The organism is Mycobacterium alsense (assembly GCF_002086635.1).
GTDB classification, from domain to species: domain Bacteria; phylum Actinomycetota; class Actinomycetes; order Mycobacteriales; family Mycobacteriaceae; genus Mycobacterium; species Mycobacterium alsense.
The window spans coordinates 60,325-74,679 of record NZ_MVHD01000005.1 but is presented as its reverse complement, the minus strand read 5'-3'; the positions used below and the strand labels follow the sequence as shown (position 1 = coordinate 74,679).

Annotated in this window: 15 protein-coding genes, 1 tRNA gene and 1 pseudogene; 10 read left to right on the top strand and 7 right to left on the bottom strand. The window is 68.7% G+C overall.

Annotated features, from left to right (window positions below; all coding sequences use genetic code 11):
* Window positions 1–46 precede the first annotated feature (46 nt).
* Window positions 47–967: an HpcH/HpaI aldolase/citrate lyase family protein gene (locus BST11_RS05240; RefSeq protein WP_083136911.1), complete on the top strand. Its 921-nt coding sequence runs from the start codon at window positions 47–49 to the stop codon at window positions 965–967.
* 15 nt (window positions 968–982) lie between these two features.
* Entirely contained in the window at window positions 983–1,675 is a 693-nt protein-coding gene (locus BST11_RS05235) for a mycothiol-dependent nitroreductase Rv2466c family protein (RefSeq protein WP_083136910.1), read from the top strand.
* Window positions 1,676–1,691: 16 nt separating this feature from the next.
* Here the strand turns inward: BST11_RS05235 and BST11_RS05230 are convergent, their stop codons facing one another.
* A complete protein-coding gene (locus BST11_RS05230; RefSeq protein WP_083136909.1) occupies window positions 1,692–2,966 on the bottom strand; it encodes an HNH endonuclease in 1,275 nt (424 codons plus the stop codon).
* A 46-nt stretch (window positions 2,967–3,012) separates the two neighbouring features.
* On the opposite strand from BST11_RS05230, the gene BST11_RS05225 reads away from it, so the two are divergent.
* Together BST11_RS05225 and BST11_RS05220 are read left to right on the top strand one after the other, a co-directional pair.
* Entirely contained in the window at window positions 3,013–3,372 is a 360-nt protein-coding gene (locus tag BST11_RS05225) for a DUF488 domain-containing protein (protein WP_083136908.1), read from the top strand.
* 76 nt (window positions 3,373–3,448) lie between these two features.
* Entirely contained in the window at window positions 3,449–4,078 is a 630-nt protein-coding gene (locus tag BST11_RS05220; protein WP_083136907.1) for a GNAT family N-acetyltransferase, read from the top strand.
* 12 nt (window positions 4,079–4,090) lie between these two features.
* On the opposite strand, the gene BST11_RS05215 is transcribed toward BST11_RS05220, so the two are convergent.
* Window positions 4,091–5,104 (bottom strand): phosphotransferase, encoded by a 1,014-nt coding sequence (locus BST11_RS05215; RefSeq protein ID WP_276033622.1) that lies wholly within the window; start codon window positions 5,102–5,104, stop codon window positions 4,091–4,093.
* A 112-nt stretch (window positions 5,105–5,216) separates the two neighbouring features.
* Here BST11_RS05215 and BST11_RS05210 point away from each other — a divergent pair, with 112 nt between their 5' ends.
* Entirely contained in the window at window positions 5,217–5,813 is a 597-nt protein-coding gene (locus BST11_RS05210) for a TetR/AcrR family transcriptional regulator (RefSeq protein ID WP_244897534.1), read from the top strand.
* Here the strand turns inward: BST11_RS05210 and crcB (BST11_RS28125) are convergent.
* Both crcB (BST11_RS28125) and crcB (BST11_RS28120) read right to left on the bottom strand, forming a co-directional pair.
* Window positions 5,800–6,174, bottom strand: coding sequence for a fluoride efflux transporter CrcB (crcB, locus tag BST11_RS28125; protein WP_083136905.1), 375 nt, complete (start codon window positions 6,172–6,174; stop codon window positions 5,800–5,802). The two genes, BST11_RS05210 and crcB (BST11_RS28125), sit on opposite strands and share 14 nt — an antisense overlap.
* A complete protein-coding gene (crcB, locus tag BST11_RS28120; RefSeq protein ID WP_083136904.1) occupies window positions 6,171–6,569 on the bottom strand; it encodes a fluoride efflux transporter CrcB in 399 nt (132 codons plus the stop codon). Before crcB (BST11_RS28120) ends, crcB (BST11_RS28125) begins: the two co-directional genes overlap by 4 nt.
* A 42-nt stretch (window positions 6,570–6,611) precedes the next feature.
* Here crcB (BST11_RS28120) and pgm point away from each other — a divergent pair, with 42 nt between their 5' ends.
* The 3 genes from pgm (at window position 6,612) to BST11_RS05185 (ending at window position 9,619) form a co-directional block, all read left to right on the top strand.
* Entirely contained in the window at window positions 6,612–8,240 is a 1,629-nt protein-coding gene (gene pgm / locus BST11_RS05195; protein ID WP_083136903.1) for a phosphoglucomutase (alpha-D-glucose-1,6-bisphosphate-dependent), read from the top strand.
* 41 nt (window positions 8,241–8,281) lie between these two features.
* Window positions 8,282–9,505, top strand: a complete 1,224-nt coding sequence (locus BST11_RS05190) for an MFS transporter (RefSeq protein ID WP_342351728.1) — start codon at window positions 8,282–8,284, stop codon at window positions 9,503–9,505.
* A gap of 41 nt (window positions 9,506–9,546) precedes the next feature.
* A tRNA-Ala gene (locus tag BST11_RS05185) sits at window positions 9,547–9,619 on the top strand.
* Between the two features lie 57 nt (window positions 9,620–9,676).
* Here BST11_RS05185 and BST11_RS05180 read toward each other — a convergent pair.
* The 3 genes and pseudogenes from BST11_RS05180 to BST11_RS05170 form a co-directional block, all read right to left on the bottom strand.
* A complete protein-coding gene (locus tag BST11_RS05180) occupies window positions 9,677–10,504 on the bottom strand; it encodes a DUF1906 domain-containing protein (RefSeq protein ID WP_083136902.1) in 828 nt (275 codons plus the stop codon).
* A gap of 311 nt (window positions 10,505–10,815) precedes the next feature.
* Window positions 10,816–11,320 (bottom strand): annotated as a pseudogene (locus tag BST11_RS29395) (nuclear transport factor 2 family protein).
* A gap of 36 nt (window positions 11,321–11,356) precedes the next feature.
* The gene (locus BST11_RS05170; RefSeq protein ID WP_083137024.1) at window positions 11,357–12,349 is read right to left on the bottom strand and encodes an Acg family FMN-binding oxidoreductase; all 993 of its coding nucleotides are present in this window, start codon (window positions 12,347–12,349) and stop codon (window positions 11,357–11,359) included.
* Window positions 12,350–12,588: 239 nt separating this feature from the next.
* Here BST11_RS05170 and BST11_RS05165 point away from each other — a divergent pair, with 239 nt between their 5' ends.
* Both BST11_RS05165 and BST11_RS05160 read left to right on the top strand, forming a co-directional pair.
* On the top strand, window positions 12,589–13,998 hold the full coding sequence (locus tag BST11_RS05165; RefSeq protein WP_083137023.1) for a WS/DGAT/MGAT family O-acyltransferase: 1,410 nt from the start codon (window positions 12,589–12,591) through the stop codon (window positions 13,996–13,998).
* A 14-nt stretch (window positions 13,999–14,012) separates the two neighbouring features.
* On the top strand, window positions 14,013–14,348 hold the full coding sequence (locus BST11_RS05160) for a cupin domain-containing protein (RefSeq protein ID WP_067321099.1): 336 nt from the start codon (window positions 14,013–14,015) through the stop codon (window positions 14,346–14,348).
* Window positions 14,349–14,355 lie beyond the last annotated feature (7 nt).

Here is a 14,355-nt window from a genome sequence, read left to right as displayed (position 1 = left end):
AACACGAGCTAGCACTCACGGATTGAAAATGGCGACAGATCACGCAATGTATGACCAGGTCGACGACCAGGCGCCCGATCCTGCCGACATCGGGTGGCGCATCGATCCCGTGCTCGCGCGCAGTTGGCTGCTGGTCAACGGCGCGCACGCCGACCGGTTCCAGGCCGCGGCGCATTCGCGCGCCGACATCGTGGTGCTCGACATGGAGGACGCGGTCGCGCCCAAAGACAAGCAGGTCGCCCGGGAGAACGTGGTGGGTTGGCTCAGCCCCGAAAACACCGACTGGGTTCGCATCAACGGGTTCGGCACACCGTGGTGGGCCGACGACTTGGCCGCGCTGGCCGGCACCCCGGTCGGCGGCGTGATGCTCGCGATGGTCGAATCGGTGGACCACGTCACCGAGACCGCCCAGCGACTGCCCAACGTCCCGATCGTGGCGCTGGTCGAAACGGCCCGGGGCTTAGAGCGCATCACCGAGATCGCCGCGGCCAAGGGCACCTTCCGGCTCGCCTTCGGCATCGGCGACTTCCGCCGCGACACCGGCTTCGGGGAGAACCCCACGACCCTGGCGTACGCGCGGTCGCGGTTCACGATCGCCGCCAAGGCGGCCAACCTGCCGAGCGCGATCGACGGTCCGACGATCGGTTCCAACGCGCTGAAACTCATCGAGGCCACCGCCGTCTCCGTCGAATTCGGCATGACCGGCAAGATCTGCCTCACGCCGGACCAGTGCGCCGTGGTGAACGAGGGGCTGTCGCCGTCACACGACGAAATCTCCTGGGCCAAGGAGTTTTTCGCCGAGTTCGACCGCGACGGGGGAGAGATCCGCAATGGCTCCGACCTGCCGCGCATCGCCCGGGCGACCAAGATCCTCGAGCTGGCCCGCGCCTACGGGATCGTGGCGTCGGAGTTCGACGACGAGGAAAAGGTTCACTCGCCCGCGCCGTCGGACACGTACCACTACTGAGCCGGGGAGCGGTTGATGAGCACCTCCGTGGACTTTCACTTCGACCCGATGTGCCCGTTCGCCTATCAGACCTCGCTGTGGATCCGCGAGGTCCGCGAGCAGCTCGGCCTCACCGTCAACTGGCGGTTCTTTTCCCTCGAGGAGGTCAACCGCTCCGAGGGGCAAAAGCACCCGTGGGAACGGGAATGGTCCTACGGGTGGTCTTTGATGCGCATCGGGGCGCTGCTGCGCCGGACGGACATGGCGGCGCTGGACCGGTGGTACGCCGCGATCGGACGTGAGCTGCACGCGCTGGGCGGAAAACCCCACGACCCTGAGGTCGCGCGAAAGCTGTTGGGCGACATCGGCGTCGACGGGGCGGTGTTGGATGCCGCGCTGGACGACCCGACCACGCATGACGAGATTCGCGAGGACCATCAACGCGTCGTCGAGGCCGGAGGATTCGGAGTGCCGACGCTGTTCCTGTCGGGGCAGTGCCTGTTCGGGCCGGTGCTGGTGGACCCGCCGACCGGACCCGCCGCCCTGACGCTCTGGGGCGTCGTCACCGGCATGGCCGAGCTGCCGCACGTCTACGAACTGCAGCGGCCCAAGGCGCCGGCCGATCTCGAACTCATCGGCCGAAGCCTGCGCCCCTACCTCGACGGGCGCGATTGGGTCAGCATCAACCGCGGCGAAGTCGTCGACGTCGAGCGCCTGACCAACCCGTGACCACGCGGGCGACTGACTACGCGGCGTACTTTGCGAGCGAGATGCCGACGAGCACTTCGACTTTGCTGACGGTGATCGTGGGCGCGCGGGGTGGCGCCGCCGAGCGATAGGTGTTGCCCGTCGGTGTGGTGAATTCGGCTGTGTGGGTGTGCTTTTCGTCGACCTGGGTACGCACCCGCCAGCCGGGGGCTTGTTTGGCGTAATTGCAGCGTTCGCAACAGCCAAGGCCGTTTTCCGCGGTGGTGGGGCCGCCCCGGGCCCATGGCCGCGCGTGGTCCCGGTGGCGGATGGGCGCGTCGCAATACGGGGTGCGGCAGCGACCGTCGCGCAGCTCGATGAAAGCGGCCAGCCCGCGCGGGAAGAGCCGTGCCCGGGATTCCATCGCCACCAGCGCTCCCGAGCGGGGATGCGCGTAGAGGCGTCGCAGCGTGGCCTTGGAGCGCCGGTCGGCGAGTGTGTCGGTGACCATGGAACGCGCGACCGAAGCGGGAATGGGTCCGTAGCCCAACAGATCGGCCGGCTCATCGGCGCCGCCCAACAAGGTTTCGTCGGTGAGGACCAGGTTGACCGCGACCGGGCTCGGGATCGCCGGGTCGCAGCCGGTGACGCGCTGGACGAGGGTGTCGGCCATGATCTGGCCCCGGCCGCGCCCGTCGAACGTGGTGTCGGCCGCGCGCTTGAGCGCCGCGTACACCGCGACGCCTTTGGCGACCGGCAACAGCGCGGTCAGGTACGTCATGGTGTCGGGTGCGGGCCGGATGGTGACGGTGCGCTCGTTTTCGGCCTTGGCCGCGCGCTCGACGACGGCGTGCGGGTCGATCCGGTAGGCGATCGCCTTCGCGGCGGCGGCCACCCGGGCATCGCCCATCCCGGCCAGCCCGGCCGCGTCGGCGCACAGTTCGGCGTCCAACCGCCGGCGGTCCTCGACGTCCAGGCAGGCGCTTTCGCGCACGACCAGGGTGGCCCGCCATTCGGAGAGGACTCCGCACTCCAAGGCCGCCAGGGTGTGCGGCATCTCGTACACCAGCGCCTTGGCGAAACCCAGGTGCCGGCCGCCGCGGGCGGGTGAGTCCTGCCGCGCCAGCGCGATCTCGCCGGCCACCCCGCGTCCACGCCGCGCCGCGGGCACCCCGGCGGCCGCCTCGGCGGCCCGGCGCGCCCGGTCCAAGGCAGCCGCCAACCGGGCCTGTCCCGCGGCCGCCGCGCACTTCATCCGCTCCAGCTCGGCGATGCGCTCTACCAGCGCCGATTGGTCGGCGAGTGGATCCACGACCGTCAGTGATTCGAACATGTGTTCGAGTATAACAGGCCCGGTGACATCGCGCTAGCCTGTCCCCATGGGCGCCAAGGGCCGGATCCGGGTGGCGCGTGTGTATGACGAGCCCGGCCCCGACGACGGGCAGCGGGTGCTGGTGGATCGCGTGTGGCCGCGCGGAATCCGCAAGGATGACCCGCGGGTGGGCACGTGGTGCAAGGAGGTCGCGCCGTCCAAGGAACTGCGGCAGTGGTACCAGCACGACCCGCAAAAATTCGACGAGTTCGCGGCGCGCTACGCCGACGAACTCCGTGGCAGCCCCGCGCTGGCGGAGCTGCGCAAGCTGGCCAAAGGCGGCGGCGGCCTGACCCTGGTGACGGCCACCCGCGAAGTGGACATCAGTCAGGCGGCGGTCCTGGCGAAGCTGCTCAAGCACCGCTGAGCGCGGTGAGACGATCGTGCCGCGCGGCTGTATCTTCGCTGGCCGACCAGTGGCTTCGGTAGGCTGAAAATCCGATATGAGCGAACCCGAAGCGATCTTGGCGCGCGAGTTGACCGACCTCAGCGACGAGGTCCGCAACGTCCCGCCGCCACCCGGCCAGGCGGAGGTTCCGGAACCGTACGCTTTCCGGCTCGCCGACCCGGACGCCGACGCGGAAATGATCGCCGAGTGGATGAACCGGCCCGCGCTCGCCGAGGCATGGGAGTACGACTGGCCCGCCGAGCGCTGGCACCGCTATTTGCGGGCGCAACTCGACGGCGCCTATTCCCGGCCGTTTTTCGCCAGCCTGGACGGCCAGGACCACGCGTACATCGAGTTGTACCGGGCCGCAAAGGATTCCATCGCCGCCCGGTACGAGGCCGACCCCTACGACTTGGGAATACACGCCGCCATCGCCGACGAGGAATTCGTGAACCGGGGAATCGCCGGCTACGTGCTGCCCCATTTCGTCGCCAGCGTGCTCGGTCAGGATCCACTGTGCCGGCGCATCATGTTCGATCCCGACCACCGCAACAAGACCGCGCGGCGCTTCTGTGAGCGCGCCGGTTGCGCGTACCTGGGCGAGCACGACATGTCCAACCGGCGCATGGCGCTCTATGCGCTGCCCCGCACCCCCGCCGACGTTCCGAAGCTCCGCGAGGGCTGACCGGGCGGGCTGTTATCCGGCGATCTCGGCCAGCGCGGCCGCCGCCTCGAGGTCGCCGTAGGCGATCGAATACCGTTGCGCCAGAGCGAGAGCGACGTCGCGCCGTTGCCAATCGCCGGCGCTCGCGGTGACCAGCCACAGCGTCAGCCCGTGCGCCACCGACGCCCGGTAGCGCAGCCAGATCTCGTCGGCGCTCGGCATCTCGTCCGCGGGCAGCCCCAGCGAATCGCGGTATTCGTCGAGGAGCGCGCGCTCGTTGCGGCGGCGATCCTCGACGGTCAGCGCGCCCTGCAGGAAGTAGCCCAGATCCAGCGACCAGTTGCCGCGGCGGGCGACCTGCCAGTCGAGGAAGCCGACCTCGCCGCTGGGCAGCAGGTAGGTGTTGCCGATGTGCGGGTCGCCGTGCAGCAGGGTCTGCGGTGACGTGGTCAGCGTTCGGATGTAGGGCTTCCAGATGGACTCGATCATCCTGTCGATGGTCAACGACGTCACTTCGGCGGGAGCGTCGTCCCCGAGGCGTTCCAGCACGGAGGGCAGCGGCGCGAATTGCATTCCGTCCCACGGCAAGAACGGTTCCAGCCACCCCAGGGCCGGGTCGCGGAGCACCCTGTCACCCCAATATTTGCCGTGCATCCGCCCCAGGCCCCGCACACCCGTCGCGACTTCCTCGACGGTCATCGGCCTGGTGCCGTCCCGCGGATCGGCCCCGCGGGCGGTGAGGTCCTCCATGATCATCACGAAGCCGTAGTCCGCCTCGTCGATCAGGGCGAGGTGGACCAGGGGGTGTTCCAGGGGCAGGTGGGCCCCGCAGGTGAACAGGCGCGGCTCGTGAAACATGCCGCTCGTCATCCGGATCATCTCTTTATGGGCGGGATCGTCGCCCTTGGCGAACACCGTCGCCGGCCCGCTGCCTGCCGAGTACGTCACGCGGAGGCGGGCGCGGCGATTGGTGCCGTCGTCGCGCGCGTCGACGGTCACCGCGTCGACCACCGCACCGGGGTGCTGCGCCGCCAGCGCCGCCGACATCCATTCCGGGGTGATGTCCTCCCAGGCCTTGGGCACCGGCAGCGGGTGGGCGGTCACGGCGGTCCTTTCGTCGCACAGCCAAAATTGAGAAACGACACGTATCGTATACCTCGTGACGCTAGCTCGTGGCCGGCCCCGCGACACCGGACTGCACCGGGCGATACTGGTGGCCACCCGCGAGCTGTTGGCGATGGGCAGCTACGCCGAGCTGTCGATGGAAAGCGTCGCGGCGCGCGCCGGGGTGGGCAAGAAGACCCTCTATCGGCGGTGGCCGTCGAAGGCGCCGCTGGTCGCCGAGGCGGTCCTGGAGGCGTACGGGGGATCGGGATCGTTTCCCGTCGCCGAAACCGGGGACATCCGCGCCGACCTGCGCTCGTGGCTCGACGAGCACGCCGATTTTCTGGCCGAGCCGGCGAATGCGGCGCTGATACGGGCGCTGGTCGCCGCCGCGGCGGCGAGTCCGGCCGACGGTGCGGCCCTGTATCGGCAACTGAGCGCGCCCCAGCACGCCGGGTTGACGACGCGGCTGCGTCAGGCGGTCGAGGATGGACAGCTGCGCGCCGACGCCGACCTCGATGCGGTGGCGGGCGCGCTGATCGGCACCTTGCTCCTGCAGGCGCTGACGCAGCACGGCGCCGCCGACCCCGGGGCGCGATACGACGGGCTCCTGGACGCGATGCTGGTGGGCATCACGGTCACCGCGAAATGAACTGCTGCGCAACCCATTCCCCGAGTATCGCGGCGGCGACGCCCAGCGCGACGCTGACGACGATGTTGGCGAGCGCCGTGCGCGTCTGGCGTTCCTCGCCGAGGCGGTGGGTTTCCAGCATCCACGTGGAGAAGGTGGTGTAGGCGCCGACGAATCCGGTCCCCGCGAGCAGGGCCGCGTCCTTGCTCAGCGCCAACCCGCCGAGGAAACCCAGCACCGCGGCGCCGCTGACGTTCACCGCGAGCGTCCCGAACGGAAAGGCACGGGCGATCCGGCGGGCCACCGCGCGATCGACCAGGAATCGCAGCACCGAGCCGGTGCCGCCGACGAGCGCGACGCCGGCCCACACGGCCGCCGTCACGGGCGCACCCTCACCCGGCGTACCAGCGCGGTGGTCAGGTAGACCGCCAGCAATCCCAGCGCGATGCTGCTCGTGGTGTACGTCGCGGCCATGACCCAGTGGCCGTGGTCGATCATGGCCAGGGTTTCGACCTGCATCGCCGAGAACGTGGTCAGCCCGCCGCAGAATCCGGTGCCGAGCAGGGGGCGGCGATAGCTCGACACGGGCAGGCGCTCCAGGAGTCGGGTGGTGAAGTAGCCGACCAGGATCGCGCCGACGATGTTGACGATGAACGTCGGCCATGGCCAGCTCGCCGGGTCGTGCACGGCGGCGCTGCTCAATGCCGCGCGGGCCAGCGCGCCGAGCGCTCCGCCGACGAAGACCGCGGCCAGCTCGCGGTAGTCGTGTTGGGCCACGGTTAGCAGCGTAGGTGTCGGGCACCGGCAGAATTGGTAAGCATGGCCCACCCGCGCGCCGGTCAGCCGGCCCAGCCCGAAGACCTTGTCGACCTGCCCCACCTCGTCACTTCCTATTACTCGGTGGAGCCCGACCCGGACGACGTCGCGCAGCAGGTCGCGTTCGGCACGTCGGGCCACCGCGGGTCGGCCCTGGCCGGGGCGTTCAACGAGGCCCACATCCTGGCCATCACCCAGGCGATCGTCGAGTACCGCGCCGCCCAGGGCACCACCGGGCCGCTGTTCATCGGGCGTGACACGCATGGGCTTTCGGAGCCGGCCTGGGTGTCGGCGCTGGAGGTGCTGGCCGCCAACGATGTGGTCGCGATGATCGACTCGCGCGATCGCTATACACCGACGCCCGCGATCAGCCACGCGATCCTGACCTACAACCGCGGCCGCACCGACGCGCCGGCCGACGGGATCGTCGTCACCCCCTCGCACAACCCGCCGCCCGATGGCGGCTTCAAGTACAACCCGCCCAACGGCGGCCCCGCGGACACCGGCGCGACCAACGCGATCGCCAAGCGCGCCAACGAGATTCTGCGCGACGGAGCGGGTGTGAAGCGGGTGCCGCTGGCCCGCGCGCTGGCCGCCGCTCAGCGCTACGACTACCTGGGCGCCTACGTCGACGACCTGCCGAGCGTGGTCGACGTCGGCGCGATCCGCGGGGCCGGGGTGCGCATCGGCGCCGACCCGCTCGGCGGCGCCAGCGTCGACTACTGGGGCGAGATCGCGGATCGGCACGGTCTGGACCTGACCGTGGTCAATCCGCTGGTCGACGCGACGTGGCGGTTCATGACGCTCGACCACGACGGCAAGATCCGGATGGACTGCAGCTCGCCGGACGCCATGGCGGGGCTCATCGGCAATCGGGACCGCTACCAGATCGCCACCGGCAACGACGCCGATTCCGACCGCCACGGCATCGTCACCCCCGACGGGGGGCTGCTGAACCCGAACCACTACCTCGCGGTGGCGATCGACTACCTCTACACCCATCGGCCGTCGTGGCCCGCCGGCATGGCCGTGGGCAAGACGGCGGTGAGCTCGTCGATCATCGACCGGGTGGTCGCCGGCATCGGCCGCACGCTCGTGGAGGTGCCGGTCGGCTTCAAGTGGTTCGTCGACGGCCTGCTGGCTGGCAGCATCGGCTTCGGCGGCGAGGAGTCGGCGGGGGCGTCGTTCCTGCGGCGTGACGGGTCGGTCTGGACGACCGACAAGGACGGAATCATCTTGGCGCTGTTGGCTTCTGAGATCTTGGCCGTCACCGGTTCGACCCCCTCGCAACGGTACCGGGAGCTGGCCGACGAATACGGCACCCCGTCCTACGCGCGCGTCGACGCGCCCGCCGACCGGGAGCAGAAGGCCCGGCTGTCCAAGCTGTCGCCCGACAAGGTGGCCGCCACCGAGCTGGCGGGGGAGCCCATCACCGCGAAGCTGACCGCCGCGCCCGGCAACGGCGCGCCCCTGGGTGGGCTGAAGGTGACGACCGCCAACGCGTGGTTCGCCGCGCGGCCGTCGGGCACCGAGGACGTCTACAAGATCTACGCCGAATCCTTCCGCGGTCCCGAGCACTTGGCGGAGGTCCAGGAAACCGCCCGCGAGGTGGTGAATAAAGTCATCGCGTGACCCTCTCCCTCCGACCTGGCCGCTCGGGGGGCTGGCGGCATGTGCCACGCGAAGTCTGGATCCTCAGTTCCGCCAACGTCCTGATCGCGCTGGGCTATGGCGTGGTGTCGCCCGTGTTGCCGTCGTTCGCGCGGACGTTCGGTGTGAGCATCGGCGCGGCGACGTTCGTCATCACCATCTTCTCGTTGGCCCGGCTGTGCTTTGCCCCGGCGAGCGGGCAGTTGGTGCGGAGGTTCGGCGAACGCCCGACGTACCTTTACGGCTTGCTGGTGGTGGCGCTGTCCACCGCGGCATGCGCGTTCGCCCACTCGTATTGGCAGTTGCTGGTTTTCCGCGCCCTCAACGGCGTGGGCTCGACCATGTTCTTCGTCTCGGCGTTCGGGCTGATGATCCGCATCAGCCCTCCCGACGCGCGCGGCGAGGTCGCGGGCCTGTTCACCACCTCGTTCCTGTTGGGCGCGATCGGGGGGCCGGTCGTCGGCAGCCTGACCGCGGGGTGGGGGCTGGGCGCTCCGTTCATCGTCTACGGGGTCGTGCTGCTGGGCATGGTGGTGGTGCTGTACTACAGCTTGCGGGACTCGGAGCTGACCGCACCCGGCCACGTGACGCGGACCGCGGTGACGATGCGAGAAGCGCTGCGACACCGTGCATATCGGTCGGCGCTGCTGTCCAATTTCGCCACCGGCTGGTCGGTGTTCGGCCTGCGCATCTCCCTGGTGCCGTTGTTCGTCTCCGACGTCATGGGCCGCGGCGTCGGGATCACCGGCCTGATACTGGCAACGTTCGCGGCGGGCAATGCCTTGGCCGTCATCCCCAGCGGGTACGTGTCCGACCGCGTCGGCCGGCGCAGGTTGCTGATGGTGGGTCAGGCGACGTCTGGGATGGCGACCATCTGGCTGGGCGCCGTGTCGTCGTTGCCGGTGTTCCTGGTGGTGGCGTGCGTGACGGGGGCGACGGCGGGCATCTTCATGTCACCGCTGCAGGCCGCCGCCGCCGACATCCTCGGCAGCGAGGCGCGAGCGGGCAGCCCAGTGGCGGCCGTGCAGATGATGTCGGATGTCGGCGCGATCGTGGGTTCGGTGGCGGTGGGGCAGATCGCCGGACACCTGACCTTCGGGCTGGGTTTCGTCGTCAGTGGGGTGGTGCTGCTGGTCGCGGCCGCCGGCTGGGCGCGGGCACCGGAAACGCGGGTGTCACTCGAGCCGGGGGCCGAGGGTTTGCCGCCGCAGGAGGACGTCGAGCTGTCCGGTGACCAGCAACTTTGAAGGCCGGCTGCCGGTGGTGTAGCTTCGATGGGCAACTTCTTGGGGCTATGGCGCAGCTGGTAGCGCACCACACTGGCAGTGTGGGGGTCAGGGGTTCGAGTCCCCTTAGCTCCACCCCGTTCCTGCTGGACCCGGCCGCGCTCTGGCCGCCTGGCCCGATGGCACCAGTGCTCAGGGATGTAGGTTCCACTGACCGCAATCCTGGGCAAGGACGTCGTTGACGTCGACTTCGAGTCCCCCGACTACCGGGCCGGGATTCGACGCGGTACTCACCACGCGTTGGTAGAGAACGGCGGCGGGCTCGATCTGTCCGCGGGACCAGGACCGGGTCTGCCACGCCCACCGGTGGCCAGGAGTGCGCGAACTGCCGATGACGCCGTCGGCGGCGGCCCATCGGCACACATCGATACCGCCGTAGACGCCGGTGCGCTGCACTCCGAGTACCGAATTGATTCCGCGAAACCACTTGAGTGCCAAATTGTTCCAGGTGTCGTGGCTTATGTCCTCGTCGATGCTGAAGAAGATCGGGGCGCTCTGACCGCCACCCGCCGCGGTATGCAGCTTCCAGGCGGTGCGAGCATCGGCGACGCCGCCCGCGAACCCGCGCCTGAAGTCCGATGGTGCCGTCCCGCCTGGCTTGCCGTATTGGTAGTTGCTGACGATCATCAGCCCGGCAGCGGTCAGCTGCTCGGCGTAAGGCCGGGTGATCGGCTTGGCGCCCATGGATGAGCCGGGACGCGACAGCGACACGTAGTTGATGACACCGGAGTAGCCGGCAGCCCGAATGCGCTCCGCTGGGATTTGGCGCATGGCAAAGTCGATCAGTTTAGGGGTGGCGGCAGCCGTGGAAGGGATGGCAGCCGCCGGGGGGACGGCGACACTCGCCAGTCCCGCATACAACCCCGGTAGTGCGGACACAGCGATGGCGTAGCGCAACACGTCGCGCCGAGGAATAGCGCGTGATCGCTGGAGGCACACATCTACCGACAAATCCTGCATCGCGTGATGCTAAGTAGGTGACTTTGATGAACAGAAGTAGCGGGCAGCAGTCGATATCAAATCGGTCTTTGTGGTTCACCGGCCTGAGTCAATGGCCTCTCGGAATTGCGTTGACTGCGCTCCTAGGTGTTCTTCACAGGCGGGTTGTGAACGCGTAGGCGCTCCACCGGTGCCGGTAGGGGGGCTGCTCGGGCCGATCGCCTTCCGGCCGTCCGATGTGTAGCAGATGATGTGCGTGTCCATGACGAACGTCAACGGTTACGCCAACGTGCCGATACGGGCATCAGAATAGGCCCCGTTTCAACCCACTCTCACAGGCCTTTCAGCACGGCATAAGAGGGATCGGTGCGGTCCCGCCTGGCGTCGCGCCGGACCATCTCGGTGACTTCGCGGACCTCGTCGAAGTCGAACAACGCCAGGCGTTTGTCGATGCGCCACTGACCTTCCCGTCGCGACCACTCGTCGAGGTACCGGCCCCAGACCCGGATCTGCATGAGCTTGTCGTCCTGCATCAACCGCGTCGCGGAGTGGAAATACGTTTCACTGCCCGCGGTCGTCGTCCAAGACGACGAGGATGTTGCACACTTGATGCGAATGGTTGAGCGCCAGCAGATGCGAGGCACAGATGAAATCGATCACGCCGCGCCCGTCGCCACGGTAGAGTGATTCGCCGTAGTCAGCGGTCGCATCCTCGTGAAATACCGAGTGCCCCAACGGAATATCCAGCCGATCCACCGCGCGGCAGTAGCGGTGGATCTGCTCTGTGATCGCCTGTCGGTCGAGCAGACCCCGAACCTCGGCGGGATCGATCGCCATGTGCTGCTCAGTTTCGACCATCCGTCAATATAGCGTTCAGAACCACTCCACTACGCGGGAGAGGTCGCGGCGCGGCGTCGCCGGCAGCGGTTCCGCGCTGTCCGCCGCCCAGCCCACCCGCAGCAGCATCTGCGGGTACCGCTCGGCGCCCAACACTTCGAAGCGAATGGCGTCGCGGGTTTGCGTTATCTCCAACGGCTCGGTGATCGGGCACGTGGCCAGTCCCATCGCCGTCGCGGTCAGCAGCAGCGCGCTGGTTGCCTCGCCGGCGCGCAGCCACGCCAGCCGGTCGTCGGTCTCGGTGCCGAGCACCAGCACGACGGCGTTGTCGTCGGCGGGCGAGGCGCCGGGCGGTTGCGCCAGGCCCGCCCCCGCGAAGATGCGCAAGGGTATCGGTGCGGCGCAGTCGTGCTCGGGGATGTTGCGGGCCGGCACACCGGCCCTGGATGCGAATCGCCCGCTCCACCGGGTGAGCTCGACGAGGTAGTCGTGGTCGGTCGCGTGAGCCCGCGCGGCCCGCCTGACTATCTCGCGCAGCTCTCCGCGGGCGTCGACCTGGCGGGCCGCCACCCCCATCCGGCCCGCGAGAGCGGCGAGCGAGGCGACATCCGCCGCCGGGACGGGCCGAGGGCTGTAAATCCGCCGATCGGTGCGGCGCCGCGGGATTGCCGCCGCCCGGGCGAGCTCCGCGCGATCGGGGGTGTGCGGGTGGACCTCGATGGTGGCGAGGTGGCTGGGGTCGTCCGGGTCGGGTAGGCGATGCACGTCGGCGCCCCAGCCCTCGGCGGCCAGAGCGGTGACGCAATGGTCAAGCGCGGCACCGCAACTCAGGATCAGGTCCCGTCCATCCGGGTCGGTGTTGGGCAACCGCATGCGGGAGTCGGCGTAGAGCTGGAGGCTCGCCCGGCCCACCCGCCACCGCCACGGCTGCGTGTTGTCGATGGACGGCGCCCGGGTGGCCAGCGTCAGGACCGAATCGACGACGTGTGCGTCGGGGAAAAGCCGATGTGGGTTTGTCAGCGTGGTCACGGCGACCACCTCCGGTCGTTCTCTTCTGATCGCCTCTTGCGGCAAAGATAATTTAGATGAATAATATCCGTTAAATGGGCAATGGGCAACCGTTGGAAAGCTTGGGGCCGATGACCGGAATGACCGCGAAGAGCCGTGGATTTCCCGGCGCCCAAGGACTTTTGGCCCTGCCGTAGCGACCGCGGCCCGGCGCACAATGGTGTTACCACTAGTTGCAGATAAAGGCGGAGGTGGCGGTCGTGGACCAACTGACAACCCTTGACGCGGGCTTCCTCAAGGCCGAAGACGCCGACCGCCACGTGAGCCTGGCGATCGGCGGGCTGGCCGTCATCGAGGGACCGATCCCGGACCGCGATGCGCTGATGGAAACGCTCGCCGAGCGGATCCGCGCGTGCCCGCGATTCGCCCAGCGCCTGCGTACGCGCCCGTTCGACCTCGGTGCGCCCGAATGGGTGGACGATCCGAGCTTCGATCTCGCCCGGCACGTGCGCCACATCGCCCTGCCACGCCCCGGCGGCGACCGGGAGCTGTTTCAGTTGGCCGCCGACGTGATCTCCCGTCGGCTCGACCGGGATCGGCCCCTGTGGGAAATCTGGCTCATCGAAGGCCTCAGCGACAACCGGTGGGCCATGCTCACCAAGATCCACCACTGCATGGCCGACGGGATCGCCGCCACCCACATGCTTGCCGGCCTGTGCGATGACGGCATCGGCGAGAGCTTCGCACACCGCATCCGCGCCGCCAAAGAGCCCAAAGCGCGAGGAATCTCACCGAGCATCTTGGGTGTCAATCCCTTGAACGTGCTGGGCGGCCTGTGGAACTTGTCGACCGCCGTCACCGCCACCGCCGCCCGGACGGCGCTGGGTGCCGCGGAAATTGCCGCCGGCCTGCTGCGCCCCACCACCACATCGCTGAACGGGCCGATCACCACCTTGCGGCGCTACAGCGTCGCCCGGGTCCCGCTCGCCGACATCGCGCACGTGTGCCAGACCTTCGACGTCACCATCAATGACGTTGCGCTGGCCGCCATCACCGAGAGCTACCGCAACATCCTCGTCCAGCGCGGCGAAGCGCCCCTTCCGGATGCGCTGCGCGCGCTGGTGCCGGTGTCGATGCGATCGCCCGACGCGATGGACAAGACGGACAACCGCGTCTCGGTGATGCTGCCGTACCTACCGGTCGACGAAGAGCACCCGATCGAGCGGCTGCGGGCCGTCCATTCTCGCTTGGACCGCACCAAGTCACACCGCCAGCGCCAGGCCGGACACGCATTCGTGTCGCTGGCCAACCTCGTCCCATTCCCGCTGACCGCCTGGGCGGTCCGCCTGCTGACACGGTTCCCGCAGCGCGGCGTCACCACCCTGGCGACCAACGTTCCTGGCCCCCGTCAGCCGCTGCAGCTCATGGGCCAACGGGTGCTGAGCGTGTTCCCGGTCCCGCCGATCGCGATGCAGTTGCGCACCGGGGTGGCCATGCTGAGCTACGCCGAGGATATGTTCTTCGGCGTCCTGGCCGACTACGACGCCGTGGCCGACATCGAGGCACTGGCCCGCGGGATCGAGACCGCGGTGGCCCGCCTGGTGGCGATCAGCAAGCAACGCAAGCGAATTCGTGGCCGGCGGGGGCTGTCTCTCGTCGTCAACAACTAGCCAGGAGCCTGTCGATGGAGAAGATCTCGCTCACAGCACTGGCGCGGGAGCAGTTGGCGGCAGCGCACCGAGCGGCCAGCGGCCGCAGCGCACACACCGTATACGGGGGTCACCAACACACCCTGCGGCAAACCATGGTCGCCTTGACCGCTGGAGTGGCGCTCCATGACCATGACAGCCCCGGCGAGGCCACCCTGCAGGTATTGCAGGGGCGAATCCGGCTGACAGCGCCCGAGACAAGCTGGGATGGCGCGCCGGGTGATCACCTGGTGATCCCGCCGAGCCGGCATGGTGTACAGGCCGTCGAAGATTCCGTAATCCTGCTCACCGTAGCCAAAAGCGTTAGCTGAGGCGTTG

Excerpts from the sequence above, each read along its gene's own strand:
- BST11_RS05240 (WP_083136911.1), top strand. The coding sequence starts at position 47 with ATGTATGACCAGGTCGACGACCAGGCGCCCGATCCTGCCGACATCGGG.
- BST11_RS05235 (WP_083136910.1), top strand. The coding sequence starts at position 983 with ATGAGCACCTCCGTGGACTTTCACTTCGACCCGATGTGCCCGTTCGCC.
- BST11_RS05230 (WP_083136909.1), bottom strand. The coding sequence starts at position 2,966 with ATGTTCGAATCACTGACGGTCGTGGATCCACTCGCCGACCAATCGGCG.
- BST11_RS05225 (WP_083136908.1), top strand. The coding sequence starts at position 3,013 with ATGGGCGCCAAGGGCCGGATCCGGGTGGCGCGTGTGTATGACGAGCCC.
- BST11_RS05220 (WP_083136907.1), top strand. The coding sequence starts at position 3,449 with ATGAGCGAACCCGAAGCGATCTTGGCGCGCGAGTTGACCGACCTCAGC.
- BST11_RS05215 (WP_276033622.1), bottom strand. The coding sequence starts at position 5,104 with ATGTCGGCGGCGCTGGCGGCGCAGCACCCCGGTGCGGTGGTCGACGCG.
- pgm (WP_083136903.1), top strand. The coding sequence starts at position 6,612 with ATGGCCCACCCGCGCGCCGGTCAGCCGGCCCAGCCCGAAGACCTTGTC.
- BST11_RS05180 (WP_083136902.1), bottom strand. The coding sequence starts at position 10,504 with ATGCAGGATTTGTCGGTAGATGTGTGCCTCCAGCGATCACGCGCTATT.
- BST11_RS05160 (WP_067321099.1), top strand. The coding sequence starts at position 14,013 with ATGGAGAAGATCTCGCTCACAGCACTGGCGCGGGAGCAGTTGGCGGCA.